Origin of the sequence: Neptunicella sp. (genome assembly GCF_048268085.1) — a bacterium.
GTDB lineage: Bacteria > Pseudomonadota > Gammaproteobacteria > Enterobacterales > Alteromonadaceae > Neptunicella.
This window is the reverse complement of the sequence record NZ_JBLWWF010000013.1, coordinates 111,328-130,015: the sequence shown is the minus strand read 5'-3', so window position 1 is coordinate 130,015 and position 18,688 is coordinate 111,328. Positions and strand designations below refer to the sequence as shown.

At 43.1% G+C, this 18,688-nt stretch carries 18 protein-coding genes and 1 rRNA gene; 14 read left to right on the top strand and 5 right to left on the bottom strand.

The window, feature by feature from the left end; genetic code table 11:
- The first annotated feature begins 12 nt into the window (after window positions 1–12).
- The 11 genes from rrf (at window position 13) to ung (ending at window position 11,555) form a co-directional block, all read left to right on the top strand.
- Window positions 13–128: ribosomal RNA gene (rrf, locus tag ACTD55_RS11995) — 5S ribosomal RNA — on the top strand.
- A gap of 407 nt (window positions 129–535) precedes the next feature.
- The gene (locus ACTD55_RS11990) at window positions 536–925 is read left to right on the top strand and encodes a response regulator (protein WP_438864569.1); all 390 of its coding nucleotides are present in this window, start codon (window positions 536–538) and stop codon (window positions 923–925) included.
- Between the two features lie 74 nt (window positions 926–999).
- Entirely contained in the window at window positions 1,000–1,923 is a 924-nt protein-coding gene (locus ACTD55_RS11985; protein ID WP_438864568.1) for an alpha/beta fold hydrolase, read from the top strand.
- A 99-nt stretch (window positions 1,924–2,022) separates the two neighbouring features.
- Window positions 2,023–2,652: a TetR/AcrR family transcriptional regulator gene (locus ACTD55_RS11980; RefSeq protein WP_438864567.1), complete on the top strand. Its 630-nt coding sequence runs from the start codon at window positions 2,023–2,025 to the stop codon at window positions 2,650–2,652.
- A complete protein-coding gene (locus ACTD55_RS11975) occupies window positions 2,649–3,614 on the top strand; it encodes an HlyD family secretion protein (protein WP_438864566.1) in 966 nt (321 codons plus the stop codon). Before ACTD55_RS11980 ends, ACTD55_RS11975 begins: the two co-directional genes overlap by 4 nt.
- Window positions 3,611–4,537 carry an ABC transporter ATP-binding protein gene (locus ACTD55_RS11970; RefSeq protein ID WP_438864565.1) on the top strand — a complete coding sequence of 309 codons (927 nt, stop codon included), beginning with the start codon at window positions 3,611–3,613 and terminating at the stop codon, window positions 4,535–4,537. Before ACTD55_RS11975 ends, ACTD55_RS11970 begins: the two co-directional genes overlap by 4 nt.
- Window positions 4,538–5,677, top strand: coding sequence for an ABC transporter permease (locus tag ACTD55_RS11965; RefSeq protein WP_438864564.1), 1,140 nt, complete (start codon window positions 4,538–4,540; stop codon window positions 5,675–5,677).
- A 503-nt stretch (window positions 5,678–6,180) separates the two neighbouring features.
- Window positions 6,181–8,643 carry a bifunctional aspartate kinase/homoserine dehydrogenase I gene (gene thrA, locus ACTD55_RS11960; RefSeq protein WP_438864563.1) on the top strand — a complete coding sequence of 821 codons (2,463 nt, stop codon included), beginning with the start codon at window positions 6,181–6,183 and terminating at the stop codon, window positions 8,641–8,643.
- Window positions 8,643–9,620: a homoserine kinase gene (gene thrB / locus ACTD55_RS11955; protein ID WP_438864562.1), complete on the top strand. Its 978-nt coding sequence runs from the start codon at window positions 8,643–8,645 to the stop codon at window positions 9,618–9,620. The genes thrA and thrB overlap by 1 nt, the downstream gene beginning before the upstream one ends.
- Window positions 9,607–10,899 carry a threonine synthase gene (gene thrC, locus ACTD55_RS11950; protein ID WP_438864561.1) on the top strand — a complete coding sequence of 431 codons (1,293 nt, stop codon included), beginning with the start codon at window positions 9,607–9,609 and terminating at the stop codon, window positions 10,897–10,899. The genes thrB and thrC overlap by 14 nt, the downstream gene beginning before the upstream one ends.
- Window positions 10,896–11,555: a uracil-DNA glycosylase gene (gene ung / locus ACTD55_RS11945; protein WP_438864560.1), complete on the top strand. Its 660-nt coding sequence runs from the start codon at window positions 10,896–10,898 to the stop codon at window positions 11,553–11,555. The genes thrC and ung overlap by 4 nt, the downstream gene beginning before the upstream one ends.
- Window positions 11,556–11,607: 52 nt before the next feature.
- On the opposite strand, the gene ACTD55_RS11940 is transcribed toward ung, so the two are convergent.
- On the bottom strand, window positions 11,608–11,784 hold the full coding sequence (locus tag ACTD55_RS11940) for a DUF3545 family protein (RefSeq protein WP_438864559.1): 177 nt from the start codon (window positions 11,782–11,784) through the stop codon (window positions 11,608–11,610).
- Window positions 11,785–12,002: 218 nt separating this feature from the next.
- On the opposite strand from ACTD55_RS11940, the gene ACTD55_RS11935 reads away from it, so the two are divergent.
- Complete coding sequence (locus ACTD55_RS11935; RefSeq protein ID WP_438864558.1) at window positions 12,003–13,373, top strand: ATP-binding protein; 1,371 nt, start codon at window positions 12,003–12,005, stop codon at window positions 13,371–13,373.
- Window positions 13,374–13,375: 2 nt separating this feature from the next.
- On the opposite strand, the gene pgi is transcribed toward ACTD55_RS11935, so the two are convergent.
- A complete protein-coding gene (gene pgi, locus ACTD55_RS11930) occupies window positions 13,376–15,007 on the bottom strand; it encodes a glucose-6-phosphate isomerase (protein ID WP_438864557.1) in 1,632 nt (543 codons plus the stop codon).
- A gap of 142 nt (window positions 15,008–15,149) precedes the next feature.
- Complete coding sequence (gene tal / locus ACTD55_RS11925; RefSeq protein WP_438864556.1) at window positions 15,150–16,103, bottom strand: transaldolase; 954 nt, start codon at window positions 16,101–16,103, stop codon at window positions 15,150–15,152.
- A gap of 145 nt (window positions 16,104–16,248) precedes the next feature.
- Between tal and ACTD55_RS11920 the strand changes: the two genes are divergently transcribed.
- The gene (locus ACTD55_RS11920; protein WP_438864555.1) at window positions 16,249–16,770 is read left to right on the top strand and encodes an O-acetyl-ADP-ribose deacetylase; all 522 of its coding nucleotides are present in this window, start codon (window positions 16,249–16,251) and stop codon (window positions 16,768–16,770) included.
- 86 nt (window positions 16,771–16,856) lie between these two features.
- Complete coding sequence (gene yaaA / locus ACTD55_RS11915; protein ID WP_438864554.1) at window positions 16,857–17,633, top strand: peroxide stress protein YaaA; 777 nt, start codon at window positions 16,857–16,859, stop codon at window positions 17,631–17,633.
- Window positions 17,634–17,675: 42 nt separating this feature from the next.
- Here the strand turns inward: yaaA and ACTD55_RS11910 are convergent, their stop codons facing one another.
- Together ACTD55_RS11910 and ACTD55_RS11905 are read right to left on the bottom strand one after the other, a co-directional pair.
- On the bottom strand, window positions 17,676–18,101 hold the full coding sequence (locus ACTD55_RS11910; RefSeq protein WP_438864553.1) for a DUF4426 domain-containing protein: 426 nt from the start codon (window positions 18,099–18,101) through the stop codon (window positions 17,676–17,678).
- Between the two features lie 27 nt (window positions 18,102–18,128).
- A complete protein-coding gene (locus tag ACTD55_RS11905; protein ID WP_438864552.1) occupies window positions 18,129–18,680 on the bottom strand; it encodes a YggT family protein in 552 nt (183 codons plus the stop codon).
- Window positions 18,681–18,688: the final 8 nt, after the last annotated feature.

Here is an 18,688-nt window from a genome sequence, read left to right as displayed (position 1 = left end):
TAACCGTCTTTGTCTGGCGGCCATAGCGATACGGCACCACCTGATCCCATTCCGAACTCAGAAGTGAAACGTATTAGCGGCGATGGTAGTGTGGGGTTTCCCCATGTGAGAGTAGCACACCGCCAGACTCCCAATTAGAGAAAGGGCTATCCGTCAGGGTAGCCCTTTTTTATTGCTTCACATTCCAGAAGGGACATCCTGCAAGTCTGTGACGGATATCCCTCCTCTAAGCGCTGCCGCACAGTACCAATCCCATGGGGAAACCCAACCCATCGGGCTGTGGCGAGTCTATCAACAGGTTTAACCTGCCATCTGTCATTCCTCCCTGAAGCAATCTCCAGGTCGGCCATCCACGGCCTCCCGTAAATGGCTAGCCGAGCGGTGCTCGACTCGAGACGCCATTTACCCCCATGTGACCAACTCGTCCGGAACGAATTTAAACTTTGAATTAATAACCTATATTGCATCAAAACATTATCTGGGTAGAATGTTTTCCACTACCACGTTATGAGAATCGTAAAATGGATAAAGGAAAGTGAGTTTTCCCATCCTTGTTTGTGATGATTCGAATCTCGCAAGACAAATGGTCTTGCGCAGTTTACCGAAGAATTGGGATGTTGAAATTCATTCAGTTGAGAATGGTTTTCAGGCGATGGAAATCCTGCGCAATCGTCATATTGCCTTATTATTTCTGGATCTCACTATGCCTGAAATGGATGGGATTGCAGTTCTAGAGGCTATTCGAGAAGAAAAAATTGAGACTTATGTTTTAGTTGTCTCAGGTGATATACAACCCCAGATGCAGGAGCGAGTGATGAAATTAGGAGCTCTGGACTTTATTAATAAACCTGTCGATCAAATACGTATTGAAAATATTCTTCAAAAATACGGATTTTGCTCAAGCCCTGAATTGATTAGGGCATAATGACAAGATCACGCTATTTATCTGTTATGTTGTTGTTGCCGTTGTGCAAATGTTTTTCTGTATTTGGCGTTCAGATGGCCGAACATAACGTTGTTATCGATGGTCACCCACTTCATTTTGCTGAATGGAAATCCGATTCAGCTTCAGATAATAGCCAAGTTATTTTAATGTTATCAGGCCCTAGTGATACTTGGCATTCCGATTCTGCCTGGTGGGCAGGATTAGCGCCTAAACTGGCAAAAAAATGGCCAGTCTTTGCTCTAGATAGAGTGGGGCAAGTCAATGCAGTTGACAATGCACCGGTTGGGTATCAGCACTTTTCCCGGGATCTGCATTTTTTTATTGAAAAAATGGAGTTGGAAAATTTAACTATAGTCAGTTTTGCCAGCGCAAATAATGCGCTCAACCTGTATCTCCATGAGCACGCAGATAGAGTTAAGAAGGTTATATTGATAGACCCTGATGTGCTGACACCCTATTCCATAAACCGCTATAAGAGAGATGCTCAACCTTTTGTGGACAATCAACAGGACTACCTTGACTATGTTTCCAAGGGAAAATATACCTCGAGAGTGGAGCAAAAGAATGCGGGGGAATTGAGCCACCTACGCGAATTGGTAGGTGATGATCCGGATATGGACTGGAGCTATCTGCAGTCAATGTTTGACAAACGGCTGAATATTCAAAATCAACTTAACATGTTTAAGGAAATAGCCATTTATGGCCAAGATCTGGAGGCCGCGGCGGCAGTCAGTTTTCCACCAACCATTCCATTGATTATTATTGATACTCAGTTCGAAAAAAGCTACATCGAAGCCAGTGAAGATCCTGACGAAAAAGCCGGATTAGCCAAGTGGCAGACGGATGCTAAACAGTACTACCAATCATTGGTTGAAGCGGCTGATAATGGCCGTTATATCGAGGTCGACAGTAGGGAACATTTATTCCAATTTTCACAACCGCAACTATTCATTGATTTAATTAACCAATCCTTCTAATCCAGTTTTTCTGACCGAATTATCGTTATGTCGCATTGTTTGACAGATTGATACGACTGAACTTTAATTAACTAACCAGTCAGTTAGATAAGTATCCAGATGCAGAGAGCCAGAACAGCAATGGCAAAAGACAAGCGGCGTGAAATTCTGCTTGAGTCAGCGTTGGATGAATTTTTTGATAAAGGATATAAAGCGGCACGGATGGATGATATTGCTGCCAGAGCTGGTTTGAGTAAAGGAACTCTCTATCTTTATTTTAAATCGAAAGAGGCGTTATTCAGTGCATTGATTGATAATGTTGCCATACCCAATGTTGAGGAAGTTGACGCAATAAAAGCCACTCAGCAGTCAGCCTGTCAGGCGATAAAACAGTTTTGTCAAATGGCGCCTCAAATTCTGAGACATTCAAAACTTCCTAAAATGATGAAAATACTGATTGCTGATGCGGGCGTGTTTCCTGAACTGGTAAGCCGTTACAGAGAACAGGTTGTCGAGAGAGTATTGGATACTATCACTGCCATTTTACAGCGCGGTGTTGAGTCAGGAGAATTACGCATGGATAATCCGTCTTTAACTGCCAGACTTGTTATTGCGCCAGTTGTGCTATCGGCAATTTGGCAAGTTGTTTTTGACCAAAGCAGTAAAACTAACGTGGATTTGGATGGATTGTTTTTGGCTCATCAGGAAGCTCTTTTCTGCGCTTTAAAAAACACGACTGGTGATAAATGATGAACAAGCTTCGGTCATGTTTAAAATTTACATTCGTAATAGTGGTTGCCGGGGGGATATTGGGTTGTCAGCCTGATGAGAAAGCACCGTCCTATACCGGTTATATTGAAACCGATTTTGTCTATGTTTCTGCCCCTCAGTCAGGCTGGATTCAAGCATTAACTGTTAAGGAAGGGGATGAAATAATAAAGGGCCAAGCGTTATTTCAGTTGGATAATGAACTGCAACTGGATGAAGTAGCACAGTCAAATGCCAAGCTAGAGCAGGCTCAGTCCCAGCTGGTCGATTTGACTACTGGAGCCAGGCAGAAAGAGCTTGATGCTTTATATACACAACAGCGCGAAGCAGAAGCGGCTTTGACACTGGCAGAAGAAGAACAAACTCGGGTTATCGCACTATTCAAGCAAGGACTAGTGCCTGCCAGTCAACGTGATAAAGCCATTGCTGATTTTAAAATGGCTAATGCGCGTAGACAAACTATTGGTGCAAATATCGACGTAGCCAAACTGGCGGCGCGACCAGCTCAACAAGCTGCCGCAAATGCTAACAGGCGTGCGGCACAGGCGGCCCTTGATCAAGCAAACTGGCACTTACAACAACGTAATATTACTAGCCGAGTCAGCGGTTTAGTTGACGATCTTATTCATTATCAGGGCGAATATGTTACCGCTGGCTCTCCGGTTTTAGCATTAATTACCCCTCAGGCAACTAAAATCCGTTTTTTCGTTCCGCAAGCACAATTGATTAACTTCAAGGTGGGTGACAGGATCACTATCGAGGCGGATAACCAGACTCAACCCATTGATGCCAAAATCAGTTTTATTGCAGATCATGTCGAGTTTACTCCGCCAGTAATCTATACCGCTGAATCACGTCAGAAACTGATATTTATGCTAGAGGCCAGACCGGAAAAACCGGTGAATCTGCCAGCGGGACTGCCCGTTGAGGTTAGGCGCAAATGACCGAACTGGCAATTGATGTTAAAGGTTTAGTTAAACGTTTTGATGATAAAACAGCAGTGGATGGTGTTGATATCCAGATGCCGAAAGGCAAGGTGTGGGGATTTCTGGGACCAAACGGATCGGGTAAAACCACCACCATCAGAATGATTTGTGGTTTGCTTAAGCCTACTGAGGGAGAAGGACGTTGTCTTGGTTTTGATATTTTAAAACAAAGTGCTCAAATCAAAGATTTAACCGGCTACATGACGCAGAGGTTTTCGTTCTGGACAGATTTAACCATTCGGGAAAATCTGGAATTTGTGGCGCGCCTATATCAACTTCCCAATATGCAACAAAAAGTGGATGAAACACTAGAGAATTTGGGACTGTCCAATCGTCAAAAGCAACTGGCCGGAGCTTTGTCTGGCGGATGGAAACAAAGACTAGCTTTGGCCGCCGTTACCATGTCCAATCCTAAACTTTTATTGTTGGATGAACCAACTGCGGGAGTCGATCCGCAAGCGCGGCGTGATTTCTGGGATGAAATCCACCGGATGTCGCTAGCGGGTTTAACCGTGTTGGTATCGACTCATTATATGGATGAGGCTGAGCGTTGTGACCGTATTGTTTATCTGGCTAATGGAAAATTACTCACTCAAGGGACAGTGGCGGATATTATCGAACAATCCGATATCGTCACCTATCAAATACGGGGTAATGAAGTTAGAACTGTTGCTGATGCAATTCGCAACGAGCCGGGGGTGTCAAATGCAGCATATTTTGGCGCCGCGTTGCATGTTAGTGGCACCCAATCAGAACAGATTAAAAATGCCATTGATAAACATATCAAAAGTAATATGCAATCTTCGCAGGTTGATGCAACGCTGGAAGATGCGTTTATTTCCTTGATGGCTAAAGCCGGACAAGACAACAGGCAGCACTAAGTGAACTGGATAAAAGGGAGTTACTCTCGCGTCAGCGGCATCTTTATTAAGGAATTGATCCAGATGCGTCGCGATAAATTAACCTTTGCGATGATGTTGGTGATCCCTGTCGTGCAGCTTATTTTATTTGGTTTCGCGATTAATACTGATCCCAAACACCTTCCAACTGCGGTGCAAGCAGAAGAACAAACACCCATTGTCAGAACCATTCTCGCTGGTTTGGAAAATTCCGGCTATTTTAAGTTGGTGACAACGTCATCTAATGCGGAACAAGGGCAAAACCTGCTTATTCAGGGAAAGGTAGCGTTTATTGTGACCATTCCGGCCGGATTTACCCGTAAGCTGCTAAGGGGGGAGCATCCACAGTTATTGATTGAAGCTGATGCAACCGATCCTTCGGCGTCTTCCAATGCGGTTTCCCGTGCCAGTACCATAGTTAATCAGGCGCTTCGATATGAGTTAGTTGGCACACTGGCACAATTTAAAGCCGATCCACCTCCTGTTGATGTGGTGTTACATCGCTCCTATAACCCTGAAGGGATTACCCAATACAATATTGTGCCCGGATTACTAGGGGTTATCCTGACTATGACATCGGTCATGATCACCGCGATTGCGATGACCCGCGAGGCCGAGCGGGGTACGATGGAAAACTTGCTGGCATTGCCTGCCAAACCTTCCGAAGTGATGTTAGGTAAAATTATGCCCTATACCTTAGTGGGGATAGTACAGACGTTGGTAGTGCTATTGGCCGCACATTATGTTTTTACCGTTCCTTTTACCGGTTCGGTGATGTTACTGACGGTGGGAGTAGGGATTTTTATCGTGGCTAATCTGGCGTTGGGGTTTACGTTCTCGACTATTGCCAAATCACAAATGGAAGCAATGCAACTCACCTTTTTCTTCTTTCTTCCCTCGATATTGTTATCTGGTTTTATGTTTCCGTTTCGTGGCATGCCGGATTGGGCACAGTACATTGGCCAAACATTACCTTTAACTCATTTCTTGAGAATTGTCCGGGGAGTCATGCTAAAAGGGGCGCAACTGCCAGATTTAACCAATGAACTATACGCCATTTTATTATTCACCATTATTTTAACTGCAATAGCGATACTTCGATATCGACGCACACTGGACTAACTGAAAACCGAAACAGCATTTTTAGCTTAAAATTAATCACAATCTTAGGTTTGATGAATAACTTGTTGAAACTTTTTAGTCACTCGCCAAATCCCAGCAGAACACCCGATGCGTCATTCTATATATAAGGCTAATTGCGCTATATGAAAAAATGAAACTGCACTTAAAAATGAATGAATTAGGGTTAAAAGTGAATAATTATTAAAAATCATCTAACTTGTTCCCGATAAGCTGTTGACATCTAGACGTCTATACGGCAGATTACAACTCATGAAAACAATGATCCGTACCATTACCATTATGATGACAACGATTACCCATACAAGGGTGGTTGTCGCTGGCTAATGCGTAGATTAAATTATTAAAGCCCGCGACCTAACTAGGAAGCGGGTTTTTTTTTAGGCTTAATAAGTATTTATCGAAGCCAAACATACTAAGTGTTTTTAGTTATTTTTTGATGGTTTAGATTTAAGATAGACAACACAAAAGAGCAGGAGCAGCAGATGAAAGTTTTAAAATTTGGTGGGTCGTCGTTAGCAGATGCTAGACGTTATTTAAATGTCAGGGACATCGTCCACACCATTCATACCGAATCTGGTGCTGCAGTTGTACTTTCCGCCCCCAAAGGGGTCACAAATGCGTTATCTTTGTTAGTTGAACAAGCAGCCGCAGGTAATGATTATCTTGAATTGCTTGCCAAGTTACGTATGACGTTGACCGGCATTGTGGCAGATATTAAAAATGAACTAAGTGACTTTGATGCGCCGGGATTACAGGCTTTTATTGATGAAAAGTTACAAGGTTTAGAAAGCCAACTTGCCGGTATCCAATTATTACGCTGTAGTCCCGATCCTATTACTGCTCAGATCTTGAGCTTAGGGGAATATGTAAGCGTTAATATATTTAGCCAACTGTTATCTGCTACAGGGCAAGCTAATCAGATTGTCGAGCCGACTCAATATGTGGTGGCTGAAGGTGAATATCTGGATAGTATCGCGGATATGAGTACGAGCATCGCCCGCTTTGCAGATTTTGAATATGGCGAAGATGAAGTATTAATTATGCCTGGTTTTGTGGCAGTCAATCATCAGGGAGAAAAAGTCACCCTGGGCCGAAATGGTTCTGATTATTCAGCCGCAATATTAGCCGCCTGCTTAAAAGCTGAGTGCTGTGAAATTTGGACTGATGTTGATGGGGTTTACAATGCTGATCCTAATCAGGTGGAAGGGGCGGTATTACTCGATAAGCTTACTTATCAGGAGGCCATGGAACTATCCTATTTTGGAGCCAAGGTACTGCATCCAAAAACGATTGGTCCTATTGCTCAACACCATATTCCTTGCCTGATTAAAAATACTCTTAATCCTTCTGCTCCCGGCACATTAATTAGCAATCAACCTAGTGAAATATGGACCAGTGTAAAAGGTATTTCCCATCTGGAAGACCTAACAATGTTTAATGTGGCAGGTCCCGGATTGAAAGGGATGGTTGGTATGGCTAGTCGTATTTTCGAGGTCATATCTAATGCTAATATTTCAATTGTACTCATTACCCAATCATCATCTGAATACAGCATCAGTTTTTGTATCTACAGTAAAGATGCGCAACGGGCACATGATTTATTGCATGATGAATTCGAGCTTGAGTTGGCTAATCAGTTACTGGAGCCAATTGAGCTACGTGAAGACTTAGCGATTATTTCGTTAGTTGGTGACGGTATGCGCAAACATCAAGGTCTGGCAGCGCGCTTTTTTACGTCACTAACCCAAACTCGAGTTAACATTGTGGCCATTGCACAAGGCTCGTCTGAGCGTTCCATTTCGGCGGTGATTGAAAGTCGTAAAGCCAAAGAAGCGGTTAAAGTGGTGCATCATAATTTCTTTTCCGATGTGCATACCATCGATGCGTTTTTAGTTGGCTGTGGAACGGTTGGAGGCGAGTTACTGCAACAAATTTCCCGTCAGCAAGAGCAATTATTGGCGCGTAATATCCGGTTGCGAGTTTATGGTATTGCCAATAGCCAACATCTCCTGCTGCAAAGTGGCGGCATCGATCTGAATAGTGATTGGAAAGCTGCACTACTTAATAGTGAAAAACGTTTTTCAATTCAACTTTTACAGCAATTTTCTCAAGCTAACAGTTTGGTTAATCCGGTGGTGATTGATTGTACTACCAGCAACGTTATTGCTGACCAATATGTTGAAATTATGTTAGCTGGTTTTCATGTGGTTACACCGAATAAAAAAGCTAATACAAGTAGCATGGAGTTTTATAATAAACTACGTGAAACTGCACTCAATACTCGTCGTCAATTTTTATATGAAACCACGGTTGGAGCAGGTTTGCCGGTTATTGAAAATTTACAAAAGCTCATCTATGCAGGTGACAAATTAGTACGTTTTGAAGGTATATTATCCGGTTCACTATCATTCATTTTTGGTAAGTTAGAAGAAGGCTTGAGTTTATCCGAAGCGACGGCCGTTGCCCGCAAGAATGGTTTTACCGAACCCGATCCTCGCGATGATTTAAGCGGCATGGATGTGGCACGCAAGCTGTTGATTATGGCTCGTGAAGCGGGCATGAAAATGGAATTAAAAGATATTGAAATTGAATCAGTGTTACCTGACTTTTTTGATGCCAGCGGCAGTGTTGAAGAATTTATGCAAAAACTGCCTCAATTAGATAAAGCGTTTCAGGATAAAGTCTCCAATGCGGCTAAAGAAGGTAAAGTGTTGCGCTATACCGGCCAAATTGAGCAAGGAAAATGTAAAGTGTTTATTGATAAGGTGGACGCTACGCATCCGTTACATGCAGTTAAGGATGGTGAAAATGCGTTGGCTATTCATAGTCAGTATTACCGTCCGTTACCCTTTGTTATCCGCGGCTATGGTGCGGGTGGGGCTGTGACAGCAGCTGGAGTATTTGCCGACGTGATGCGTACATTACCGTGGAAGCAGGAGATATAATGGCTCAGCGAATGCCCGTAAAAGCCTATGCGCCTGCCTCTATCGGTAACGTTAGCTTGGGCTTTGATATTCTTGGTGCGGCACTAAAACCTCTGGACGGCAGCCTGTTGGGAGACGAAGTGACCGTATCAGCAGCCAACGAGTTTTCTCTACAAGTCACCGGCCGTTTTGCCGATAAATTGCCCGGCAGCTTGGCTGATAATATAGTGGCTCATGCCTATCATTATTTTCAGCAACAATTACAACAGCATCAAATGGCCGCTGGTCCAGCAAAAATGCTCTTGAGCAAGAACCTGCCAATCGGTAGTGGGTTGGGATCCAGCGCTAGCTCAATCGTGGCAGCATTTGATGCGCTAAATCAATTTTACGGTAGCCCTTTTAGCTCAAATCAGATGTTATTGATGATGGGCGAGTTGGAAGGTCAAATCAGCGGTAGTGTGCACTATGATAACGTTGCCCCATGCTATTTGGGTGGCATGACCTTAATGATCGAGCAGGGTGAACAAATTGCCACTCAATTACCTATCTTTGCGGACTGGTATTGGGTAAGTTGTTATTCTGGCTTAAGCGTTTCTACGGCGGCTGCGCGCAAAATCTTACCCCAACAGATTAGTTTGGCCGACAGCATTAAGTTTGGTCGTCAATTAGGGGTATTCGTGGATGCATTGCACCGAGGGGACCGAGCTTTGGCCGCTTCGATGATGACCGATGTGATTGCCGAACCTTATCGTAAATCCCTATTACCGGGATTCGATCAAAGTCGTGAATTTGCCATGCAAAATGGCGCCTTGGCATTCGGTATTTCCGGCTCCGGGCCAACGGTATTTGCAGTCACTGATGATTTGGCTCATGCTGAACGAATTCAACAATTTTTGGCCAGTCATTACATACAAAGTAATGATGGATTTAGCCATATATGTAAATTAGATCCAAACGGATCAATATGTAGTGAAGGTAAAGAATTTGGAACTGTTTAATTTAAAAGACACTAACCAACGAGTAAGTTTTTCAGAGGCCTTGCAAAAAGGTTTGGGTAATAATCAGGGCTTGTTTTTTCCAGCTGAGATACCGAAATTTGATGATATAGACGCTTTGCTGGAACAAGATCTTGTAACTCGTAGTAGTACTATTTTAAGTCGCTTGATTGGCGATGAACTAACACCAGCAGAAATGAGTGAGATTGTTAGTACCGCATTTAGTTTTGGCGCTCCTTTAGTTGCGGTTGACGATAATGTTTTTTGTCTGGAATTATTCCATGGCCCAACGTTAGCGTTTAAAGATTTTGGTGGCCGCTTTATGGCCCAATGCTTAGCTAAAATTGCTGGTGACCGACCCATTACTATTTTAACAGCTACATCAGGTGATACCGGCGCTGCGGTTGCTCACGCATTTCATGGGCTAGCGAATATCCGGGTAGTTATTCTGTATCCAAAAGGTAAAATCAGCCTGTTACAGGAAAAAATGTTTGCCACTTTGGGTGACAATATACGTACCGTGGCGATCAATGGAGATTTTGATGATTGCCAACAATTAGTTAAATCGGCTTTTGATAATCAAAAAGTGCGTGATGATATTCATCTTAACTCGGCGAATTCAATTAATATCAGTCGTTTATTAGCGCAAATTTGTTATTACTTTGAAGCCTTTGCGCAGATCCCTAAAGATAAACGTAACGATGTGGTTCTTTCTATTCCTAGCGGTAACTTTGGTAACTTAACCGCGGCCATGTTAGCTAAAACTATGGGATTACCGATCAAACATTTTGTTGCCGCGACCAATAGCAACGATACGGTTCCCCGTTATTTGAAAACAGGCGAATGGGCTCCCGAACCTACCGTGGCGACCATGTCTAATGCAATGGATGTGAGTCAACCTAATAATTGGCCGCGTATTGAAGCCTTGTTTGAATTTAATTATTTGGATAAAGATGTATTAAGTGGCCAGGCGGTTGATGAAGATTATACCCAGCTGGCCATGAAGCAGCTTGCTCAACTAGGTTATGTCAGTGAACCACATGCAGCAGTGGCTTACCGAGCGTTAACTAAGCAGTTAACCGAAGGGCAAACAGGGATTTTCCTGGGGACGGCTCATCCTGCCAAATTCAAAGAAAGCGTTGAAAATGTATTAGGTCAACCAATCAGCTTACCTCCAGAATTGGCGGAGTGCGCGGGTAAAGAAATTTTATCCGTTGAGTTGGATAATGACTTTGGTTTACTTAAAGACTATTTGTATCGTGAGTTGAATATTCAATCATGATGGACTGGAGTGAACTGCTGGGAAGTGAAAAACAGCAAGATTATTTTCAGCAGATCATGGCTTTTGTGCAGCAACGTCGCGCTGAGGGAGTTGAAGTTTACCCCCCGGCTGCAGACGTGTTTAATGCTTTTAAATTAACGCCCTTAGATAAGGTAAAAGTCGTGATCTTAGGGCAGGATCCTTATCATGGGCCAGGCCAGGCGCATGGTTTATGTTTTTCAGTCAAACCCGATATACCTGCTCCCCCTTCTTTGCAAAATATGTACAAAGAGCTGGCAACGGATATTGAAGGTTTTCAAATACCCTCTCATGGCTATTTACAGTCTTGGGCTGAGCAAGGTGTATTACTGCTTAATACGGTGCTCACTGTCGAGCGGGGTCAAGCTCATTCCCATAGCAAAATCGGTTGGGAACGATTTACTGATAAGGTCATAGAACAACTTAATCAGCACACTGAAGGCTTGGTATTTATGCTATGGGGAAGCCATGCCCAAAAGAAAGGGCGTATTATTGATAAGCAGCGGCATCATGTATTAGCCGGCCCTCATCCATCACCATTATCTGCGTATCGCGGATTTTTTGGTTGTAAACACTTCTCCCAAGCTAACAAATTATTAGCCGAGCAGGGCAAACAGCCGATTAACTGGCGTTTGTAATATCCAGTGGATATATACAAAAAAGCCCCGCATACTATGCGGGGCTTGGTGTTTACATCGACATTTCCAATGTATCCAGTTCGTTCAGTGAATCAATTTCTTCTAGTTCTTTTCTTAAACGATACTGATCATGTATTGCTTCAATTTCTCTCCATTTGCGCTTTTTCTTTTTGGTTTTCGCTGAGCGAGTTTCCAGGTCTAACATTGACATTAAACTTGACTTATCCACACTGATCTCCTTCAGATGAAACTGCTATATTGGTATACCATAGGAAGGCCTAAAGTAAAATAGTTTTATTTACATAATATTAACGGAGTATGACGTTTTTATGAGAGTTGCTATTCTTACTATGGTCAATATGGCCAAGTTATAAGTAATTGATATTTATAAAACTTAGCTTAAAGTCTGTATATTAGCCTAACAAGGACAAGTTATAGGGAAGGGTGATGAGGCATGAATTAGAAGATATTTTATTAGATGTGTCCCGTTCTTCATTGATTGATGCCGGTGATCTGGACGCCGCTGCTGACTTAATTGTTGCGTCAACAATGGCAGGATTAAAGATAAAACGAGCAGGTATTTGGTTGTTCAATAAAGAACTGGACGCGATTCAATGTCGCTTATTGATTGATACCCACCATGATTTAAAACAAGAAGGTCTGTTACTCAAACGGATCGATTACCCTTTATATTTTTCCGCGCTTGATACGGATCGCAAGATTGTGGCTAACGACGCCCAGACTAATCCGCACACAATTGAATTTGCCGAGTCTTATCTTAAACCCTTAAATATTAGTTCAATGTTGGATTGTCCTATTCGGCACCGTGGTGAGATGATTGGTATTTTGTGTGCAGAAAATATTGGTCCAGCCAAACACTGGGATGAGGATGAGCAACATTTTTGTGCCAGTGTTGCCGATTTGTTCGGCCGCGCTATCAGCGCTCATGAACGTAACCAATACGAGCGAAAATTACGTAAAAGTAATCAGGAGTTGGAACGAAAGGTGAGTCAACGTACTGAACGCCTGACTAACTCACTGGATGAACTCAAAGCCATGCAGCAGAACTTGATTGAGAGTGAAAAAATGGCTGCCTTGGGACGATTAGTGGCGGGGATCTCCCATGAAGTGAATACCCCCATCGGTATAGCCGTTACCGGTAATAGTCATAGCCAGTATGTATTAGCAAAATTACGTTCTGAATTTGAGCAAAATACTCTAACCAAAACGAAAATGTCGAAACGTTTGGATGAATTAGCCGAATCGATGGAGTTGATTCATAACAATATTCATCGTGCAGCATCGTTGATCCATAACTTTAAACAGACCGCGGTGGATCAGAATGTGGTCGAAATAGTGGAATTTGAATTACGTTCTTATATTGAAGTGGTATTAAGTAGCTTAAATCCTATTTTAAAGCCTCATTCGGTTCAGATGGACTTTTTGCCGGGAGAGAGCATTGCGATGCGGTCTTATCCCGGCGCAATCGCACAAATTATGACAAACTTGGTGAATAACGCCTGTATTCATGCGTTTGAGCATAATAACGGCAATAAAATCACGCTGTCTCTAGACTATCAGGATGAAAAAGTAGCAATCCGGTTTGCAGATAATGGTTGTGGTATGGACCGTGAAACCTTATCGCAAATTTTTGAGCCTTTCTTCACCACCAATAGAGGTTTAGGTGGCAGTGGTTTAGGTTTGTCGATTATTTTTAATTTGGTTAAAAATCGTTTACAGGGAGATATTGAGGTTGAATCGGAATTACAGCAAGGTACAGTGATCACACTGACCTTGCCGCTCATCGTCGTCCAATGATGTTAGTTGGCTCGTCTAAAACGCTCGACTAAATGATTGGTTGAGCTATCAAAATCACATGCTTGATTTTTATCTTGTAGCTTATCTAATATTTGATTTCCCATCACTTTACCTAGCTCAACACCCCATTGATCAAATGAGTTAATACCCCAAATGGCACCTTGAACAAATACTTTGTGTTCATATAAGGCGACTAATGCACCGAGAGTATGTGGGTCAAGTTGATCAAATAACAAAGTATTACTGGGTTTATTGCCTGGCATAGCTTTATGCTGCGCGAGTCCGTCGTCAGACTTTCCGCTCGCTTGCAACTCTTGCTGAGCTTGCTCTAAGGTTTTGCCTTGCATTAAGGCTTGTGACTGGGCAAAACAGTTTGATGCCAGCATGGCGTGATGTGGGTCGGCAGAGTTAGGCACATTTAATGGCAGCATAAAGTCAGCTGGAATCAATACCTGGCCCTGGTGAATTAACTGATGGAAAGAATGTTGACCGTTGGTGCCTTCACTGCCCCAAATGACCGGGCCGGTAGCATAATCGGTCACGTCATTATCAGTGGTTACCGATTTACCGTTACTTTCCATATCCAATTGTTGAATATAGGCGGGGAACCCGCGCATATAATGGTAATAAGGCAACAATACGTGGCTTTGCGCGCCAAAAAAGTTGATATACCAACTGCCTAATAATCCCATAATAACCGGCAAATTTTGTTCCAGTGGGGCGGTTTTAAAATGCTCATCCATGGCAAAGGCGCCTTTTAGCATGGCTTGATAGTTGTCATAGCCCAATGCTAATGCAATAGGTAAACCTATCGCGGACCATAAAGAGTAACGGCCACCTACCCAATCCCACATTGGGAAAATATTATCCTCCGCAATCCCAAACTCAGTTGCGGCTTTAATATTGGAAGACACCGCCATAAAGTGCAGCGCAATATCCTGTTGTGACCCCCCTTGATTCAGGAACCAGTCTTTAGCCGTGAGCGTATTTTGCAAGGTCTCCTGAGTGGTAAAGGATTTGGATGACATTAGCACTAAGGTTTGTTCATGATCGCGCTCTGCCAATACATCGGCAATATGACAACCATCTACGTTCGCCACAAAATGCACTTTAAGACCTTTATGCCAATAAGGTTTTAACGCCTCTGACATGATTTTAGGGCCTAAAAATGAACCACCGATACCAATGGCAACGACATCGGTAATTGACTTGCCGGTATAACCTTTGTGTTCACCAGAGTGGATTTTACTTACCAGTTGTTGCATTTTTTGTTGGCAATCACGCACTTCAGGCATCACGTCTTTACCATCTACTAATACAGGCTGGTCAGAAAAGTTACGTAATGCCGTATGCAGTACCGCTCGTTGTTCGGTGGCGTTGATAATCTCACCGGCAAACATGGCATCGCGCTTGGCTTCAACATTTTGTTGTTTGGCTAAATCAAACAAACCTTGTAAAACCGCATCATTAATCCGGTTTTTAGAGTAATCCAGAAAAATACCACAACTTTCAATACTGAACTTTTCTGCCCGCTTCGGATCGGCTGCGAACCAGTCACGCATATGTTGAGATTGAAGGGAATCAGCCAGCTTCTGTAAATTGTGCCAAGCTGGTGTAGCAGAAAGTAATGTCATAGTGAGTTCCTGAATTAGAAATTAAAAAGGGCAATGCTATGCCCTATATTTTATCAAATTATATCGGATTGTTGACGCTTCATTTGCATCTCTCACAAATAGAGAATCATGAAGGTGAACAATCCTTTATATTAATGGTCAATTACAGCAGGTTTTTTAACCGAGTTTCCAGTTTTACCTGATCGGCAGCGAAATTACGGATCCCTTCAGATAATTTTTCGGTCGCCATCGCGTCTTCGTTCATCTGCCAGCGGAATGCTTGCTCGGTTAATTTTGCACCAGGAGTTTTAGTGGCACCTTTGTCAACCAGTTTGGCTACCACTGGAGCGTCGCTGTTGGCCAGCTCTTCCAGTAGGCTTGGGCCGATAGTTAAACGATCACACCCGGCAAGTTCAATGATTTCCCCGGTATTACGGAAGCTTGCGCCCATGACCACCGTGTCATAGCCATGATCTTTATAATATTGATAAATTTCAGTTACTGAAATGACGCCCGGATCATCGCTGGCAGTGTAATCGGTTTTACCGGTACTGGCTTTGTACCAATCCAGAATACGGCCCACAAAAGGAGAAATCAGATAAGCACCCGCTTCAGCACAGGCAACGGCCTGAGCGAAACCGAATAACAACGTCAGGTTACAGTTAATTCCTTCTTTTTCCAGCACTTCAGCGGCTTTAATGCCTTCCCAAGTCGAGGCAATTTTAATCAGGATGCGGTCTTTACTCACACCCGCTTGTTGATATAACTCAATCAAGCGGTGGGCTTTTTTAATGGTCGCTTCGGTGTCAAAAGATAAACGGGCATCCACTTCAGTAGAAATGCGTCCTGGGACAATTTTGACTATCTCGGCACCAATTGCCACGGCCAGTTTGTCACCTGCATCAATTAATTGCTGTTCGGGATCGCTGGATTGTTCTTTTGCCCATGCTACGGCTTGGTCAATTAGCGGTTGATATTGCTCCATTTCGGAGGCTTTAAGTAAAAGAGATGGATTGGTGGTCGCATCGACGGGTTGGTATTTCTTGATTGCTTCAATATCACCGGTATCTGCTACAACAGTCGTGAGGGCTTTTAAACTCTCTAATTGGTTTGCCATTGATTTGTTCCTATTAATGTTGAAAACATTGGGGTAATTTATCGTACTTTGATAACAGTCACCATGCTGATTCATCTCTATATTATTACTAAATTCGTTCATGTAGCACAGAACTAGTTATCTATAAGACATAACAGGAAATTTTATGAGCGCCAAACTGACTTTACTACAGGGTGATATTTGTCAGCTTCAGGTGGATGCTATCGTCAATGCTGCTAATACCTCTTTATTGGGAGGCGGCGGTGTGGATGGTGCTATTCACAGCGCTGCCGGTGCGCAATTGCTAGACGAGTGCCGGCAGTTAAACGGCTGTGAAACCGGTCAGGCCAAGTTAACCAAAGGCTATTTATTACCGGCGAGTTATATTATCCATACTGTCGGGCCGGTTTATCAGGATGGACAGCATGGTGAACCGGAACTTTTGGCGAGTTGCTATCGTAATAGTATTGCACTGGCGGAACAGCATCACATCCGTTCATTAGCTTTTCCCGCTATTAGTTGTGGGGTTTATGGTTATCCGTTAGATCAGGCATGCAAGATCGCGGTTAACGCCATTACTGAAGCCTGTGCTAGCCATAGCAGCATACGTAAAGTGATATTGTGCGCTTATGACAACAACGTTCATCAGCACTGGCTAAGCGCGTTACAAGCCAGTCAGCATCATTAGTGGATTGGCCGTGTCAGTGTTAATTCAACGCGTGGATTGGTATGATCAGGCTTTAACCTAAATCTCATCTAATAAAGGTCACATACATGCTTGTTGTGGTATCACCTGCCAAAAATCTAGACTATGAATCTCCACCTACTACCGATAACTATACCCAGCCTGACATGCTGGAACAGTCACAAATACTCATTGATAAATGTAAAAAACTGTCAGTTCAAGAGATTGCCAGTATGATGAGTATCAGTGACAAGCTGGCTAGCTTAAACGCTGCCCGCTTTGGGTCATGGCAGCAACCTTTTACCCCAGATAATGCCAAACAGGCCGTATTGGCTTTTAATGGTGACGTATATGCCGGATTAGAGGCCAGTAGCTTTAGTGAAGCAGATTTTGACTTTGCCCAGCAACATCTGCGTATTTTGTCCGGTTTATATGGACTATTAAAACCACTGGATTTGATGCAACCCTATCGATTGGAAATGGGCAAAAAGCTCACGACTCGTCGCGGTAAAGATCTTTATCAGTTTTGGGGAACGAGAATCACCGAAAAACTGAATGAGGTACTCAAGCAGCAACATTCTGATGTATTGGTTAACTTGGCATCGAACGAATATTTTAAATCAGTAAAAAAAGACCAGTTACAAGGTCGAATTATCACCCCTGTGTTTAAAGATCAGAAAAACGGGCAATACAAAGTCATTAGTTTTTACGCCAAAAAAGCCCGAGGTATGATGGCGCGTTACATTATTCAGAATAAACTTACCCAGGTAAGTGAATTAAAGGAATTTGATGCGCAAGGTTATACATATAACGATCAGCAATCATCTGCCACGGAACTGGTTTTTTGTCGTAAAGAACAGGCCTGATTGATTTGCTTCCCCTGCACAGTTGTTCAGGGGAAACCTACTTTATTCTACATAAAGCTTCTGTTTAAAGGCGAGGGTCTGGCTGTCATTGCCGTGACGAATCGTAATTTCAAAACGCCACAGTTCATCGTTATCAAGGGTGAACTGCGCCAGATAGTAAATTGCTTGTTGCTCTTTGACTTCCTGAAAGTCCAGTTGGCGAACTTGCCCCAGTAAATTTTTGGCGGTACCGGTAATCACCACCGATTGAGCTTCCTTGGTTTGGCTGTCTAATACCGAAATATTAACCAGAGATTGATATTTACTGCGTTGTAAACCATAGGCTTTGGATATTTCAGGTGTAATAAAGGTACTGGGCAGCACAATATAGTGCACATCCCAGTTATCCAAGGTTTTAAACTGTTCTGCATGAACAACAGAGCAAGCCAGCAATAGCAATGTTAGAAGTGATTTAATGCCTCTTGTCATAACGGGGCTCCTGTCAGTCTGGAATCATTATAAGCGTAGTATGCTAGCAAACAGATCGCCCATGAGGATTTGGATAAATTGCAGGGCAATGATTAAAAATAATACCGATAGATCCAAACCTCCAATTGGAGGAATAATTCTTCTTATCGGAGCTAACATCGGTTCGGTAAGTTGGCTTAATAAGGCCTCGAACGGATTATAACCTTGGCTGACCCAACTCAGAATTGCACGGATAATCACAATATAAAATACCAGTTGAAAAGCTTGTTGCAGCGTAACTATTACTGCGCCAATGGCAATCCCGATAAGGTTAATCGCACCCGCACCCGCCACCAGTTCAATTAAGGTGATTTTTAATCCTGATACCACTAACGCCAGCACAATAGAGGCGGTATCGATATTGCCTAATGAGGGGAGTATTTTCCGCATTGGACCAATTAACGGATGGGTCGCCTTGACCACAAACTGGCTAAAGGGATTATAAAAATCTGCCCGTGCCAATTGTAGCCAAACGCGCAACAGCACAACCATTAAATACAAATTAAAGATGGTATCAATTAAAAAATGAGTGGCACTCATTGGTCTAT

Bases quoted from the DNA above. Each gene is read 5' to 3' on its own strand.
- ACTD55_RS11985 (WP_438864568.1), top strand. From the start codon at position 1,000: ATGGCCGAACATAACGTTGTTATCGATGGTCACCCACTTCATTTTGCT.
- tal (WP_438864556.1), bottom strand. From the start codon at position 16,103: ATGGCAAACCAATTAGAGAGTTTAAAAGCCCTCACGACTGTTGTAGCA.
- ACTD55_RS11975 (WP_438864566.1), top strand. From the start codon at position 2,649: ATGATGAACAAGCTTCGGTCATGTTTAAAATTTACATTCGTAATAGTG.
- ACTD55_RS11910 (WP_438864553.1), bottom strand. From the start codon at position 18,101: ATGACAAGAGGCATTAAATCACTTCTAACATTGCTATTGCTGGCTTGC.
- thrA (WP_438864563.1), top strand. From the start codon at position 6,181: ATGAAAGTTTTAAAATTTGGTGGGTCGTCGTTAGCAGATGCTAGACGT.
- ung (WP_438864560.1), top strand. From the start codon at position 10,896: ATGATGGACTGGAGTGAACTGCTGGGAAGTGAAAAACAGCAAGATTAT.
- ACTD55_RS11905 (WP_438864552.1), bottom strand. From the start codon at position 18,680: ATGAGTGCCACTCATTTTTTAATTGATACCATCTTTAATTTGTATTTA.
- ACTD55_RS11920 (WP_438864555.1), top strand. From the start codon at position 16,249: ATGAGCGCCAAACTGACTTTACTACAGGGTGATATTTGTCAGCTTCAG.
- ACTD55_RS11980 (WP_438864567.1), top strand. From the start codon at position 2,023: ATGCAGAGAGCCAGAACAGCAATGGCAAAAGACAAGCGGCGTGAAATT.
- pgi (WP_438864557.1), bottom strand. From the start codon at position 15,007: ATGACATTACTTTCTGCTACACCAGCTTGGCACAATTTACAGAAGCTG.
- ACTD55_RS11970 (WP_438864565.1), top strand. From the start codon at position 3,611: ATGACCGAACTGGCAATTGATGTTAAAGGTTTAGTTAAACGTTTTGAT.
- ACTD55_RS11935 (WP_438864558.1), top strand. From the start codon at position 12,003: ATGAGGCATGAATTAGAAGATATTTTATTAGATGTGTCCCGTTCTTCA.
- yaaA (WP_438864554.1), top strand. From the start codon at position 16,857: ATGCTTGTTGTGGTATCACCTGCCAAAAATCTAGACTATGAATCTCCA.
- thrB (WP_438864562.1), top strand. From the start codon at position 8,643: ATGGCTCAGCGAATGCCCGTAAAAGCCTATGCGCCTGCCTCTATCGGT.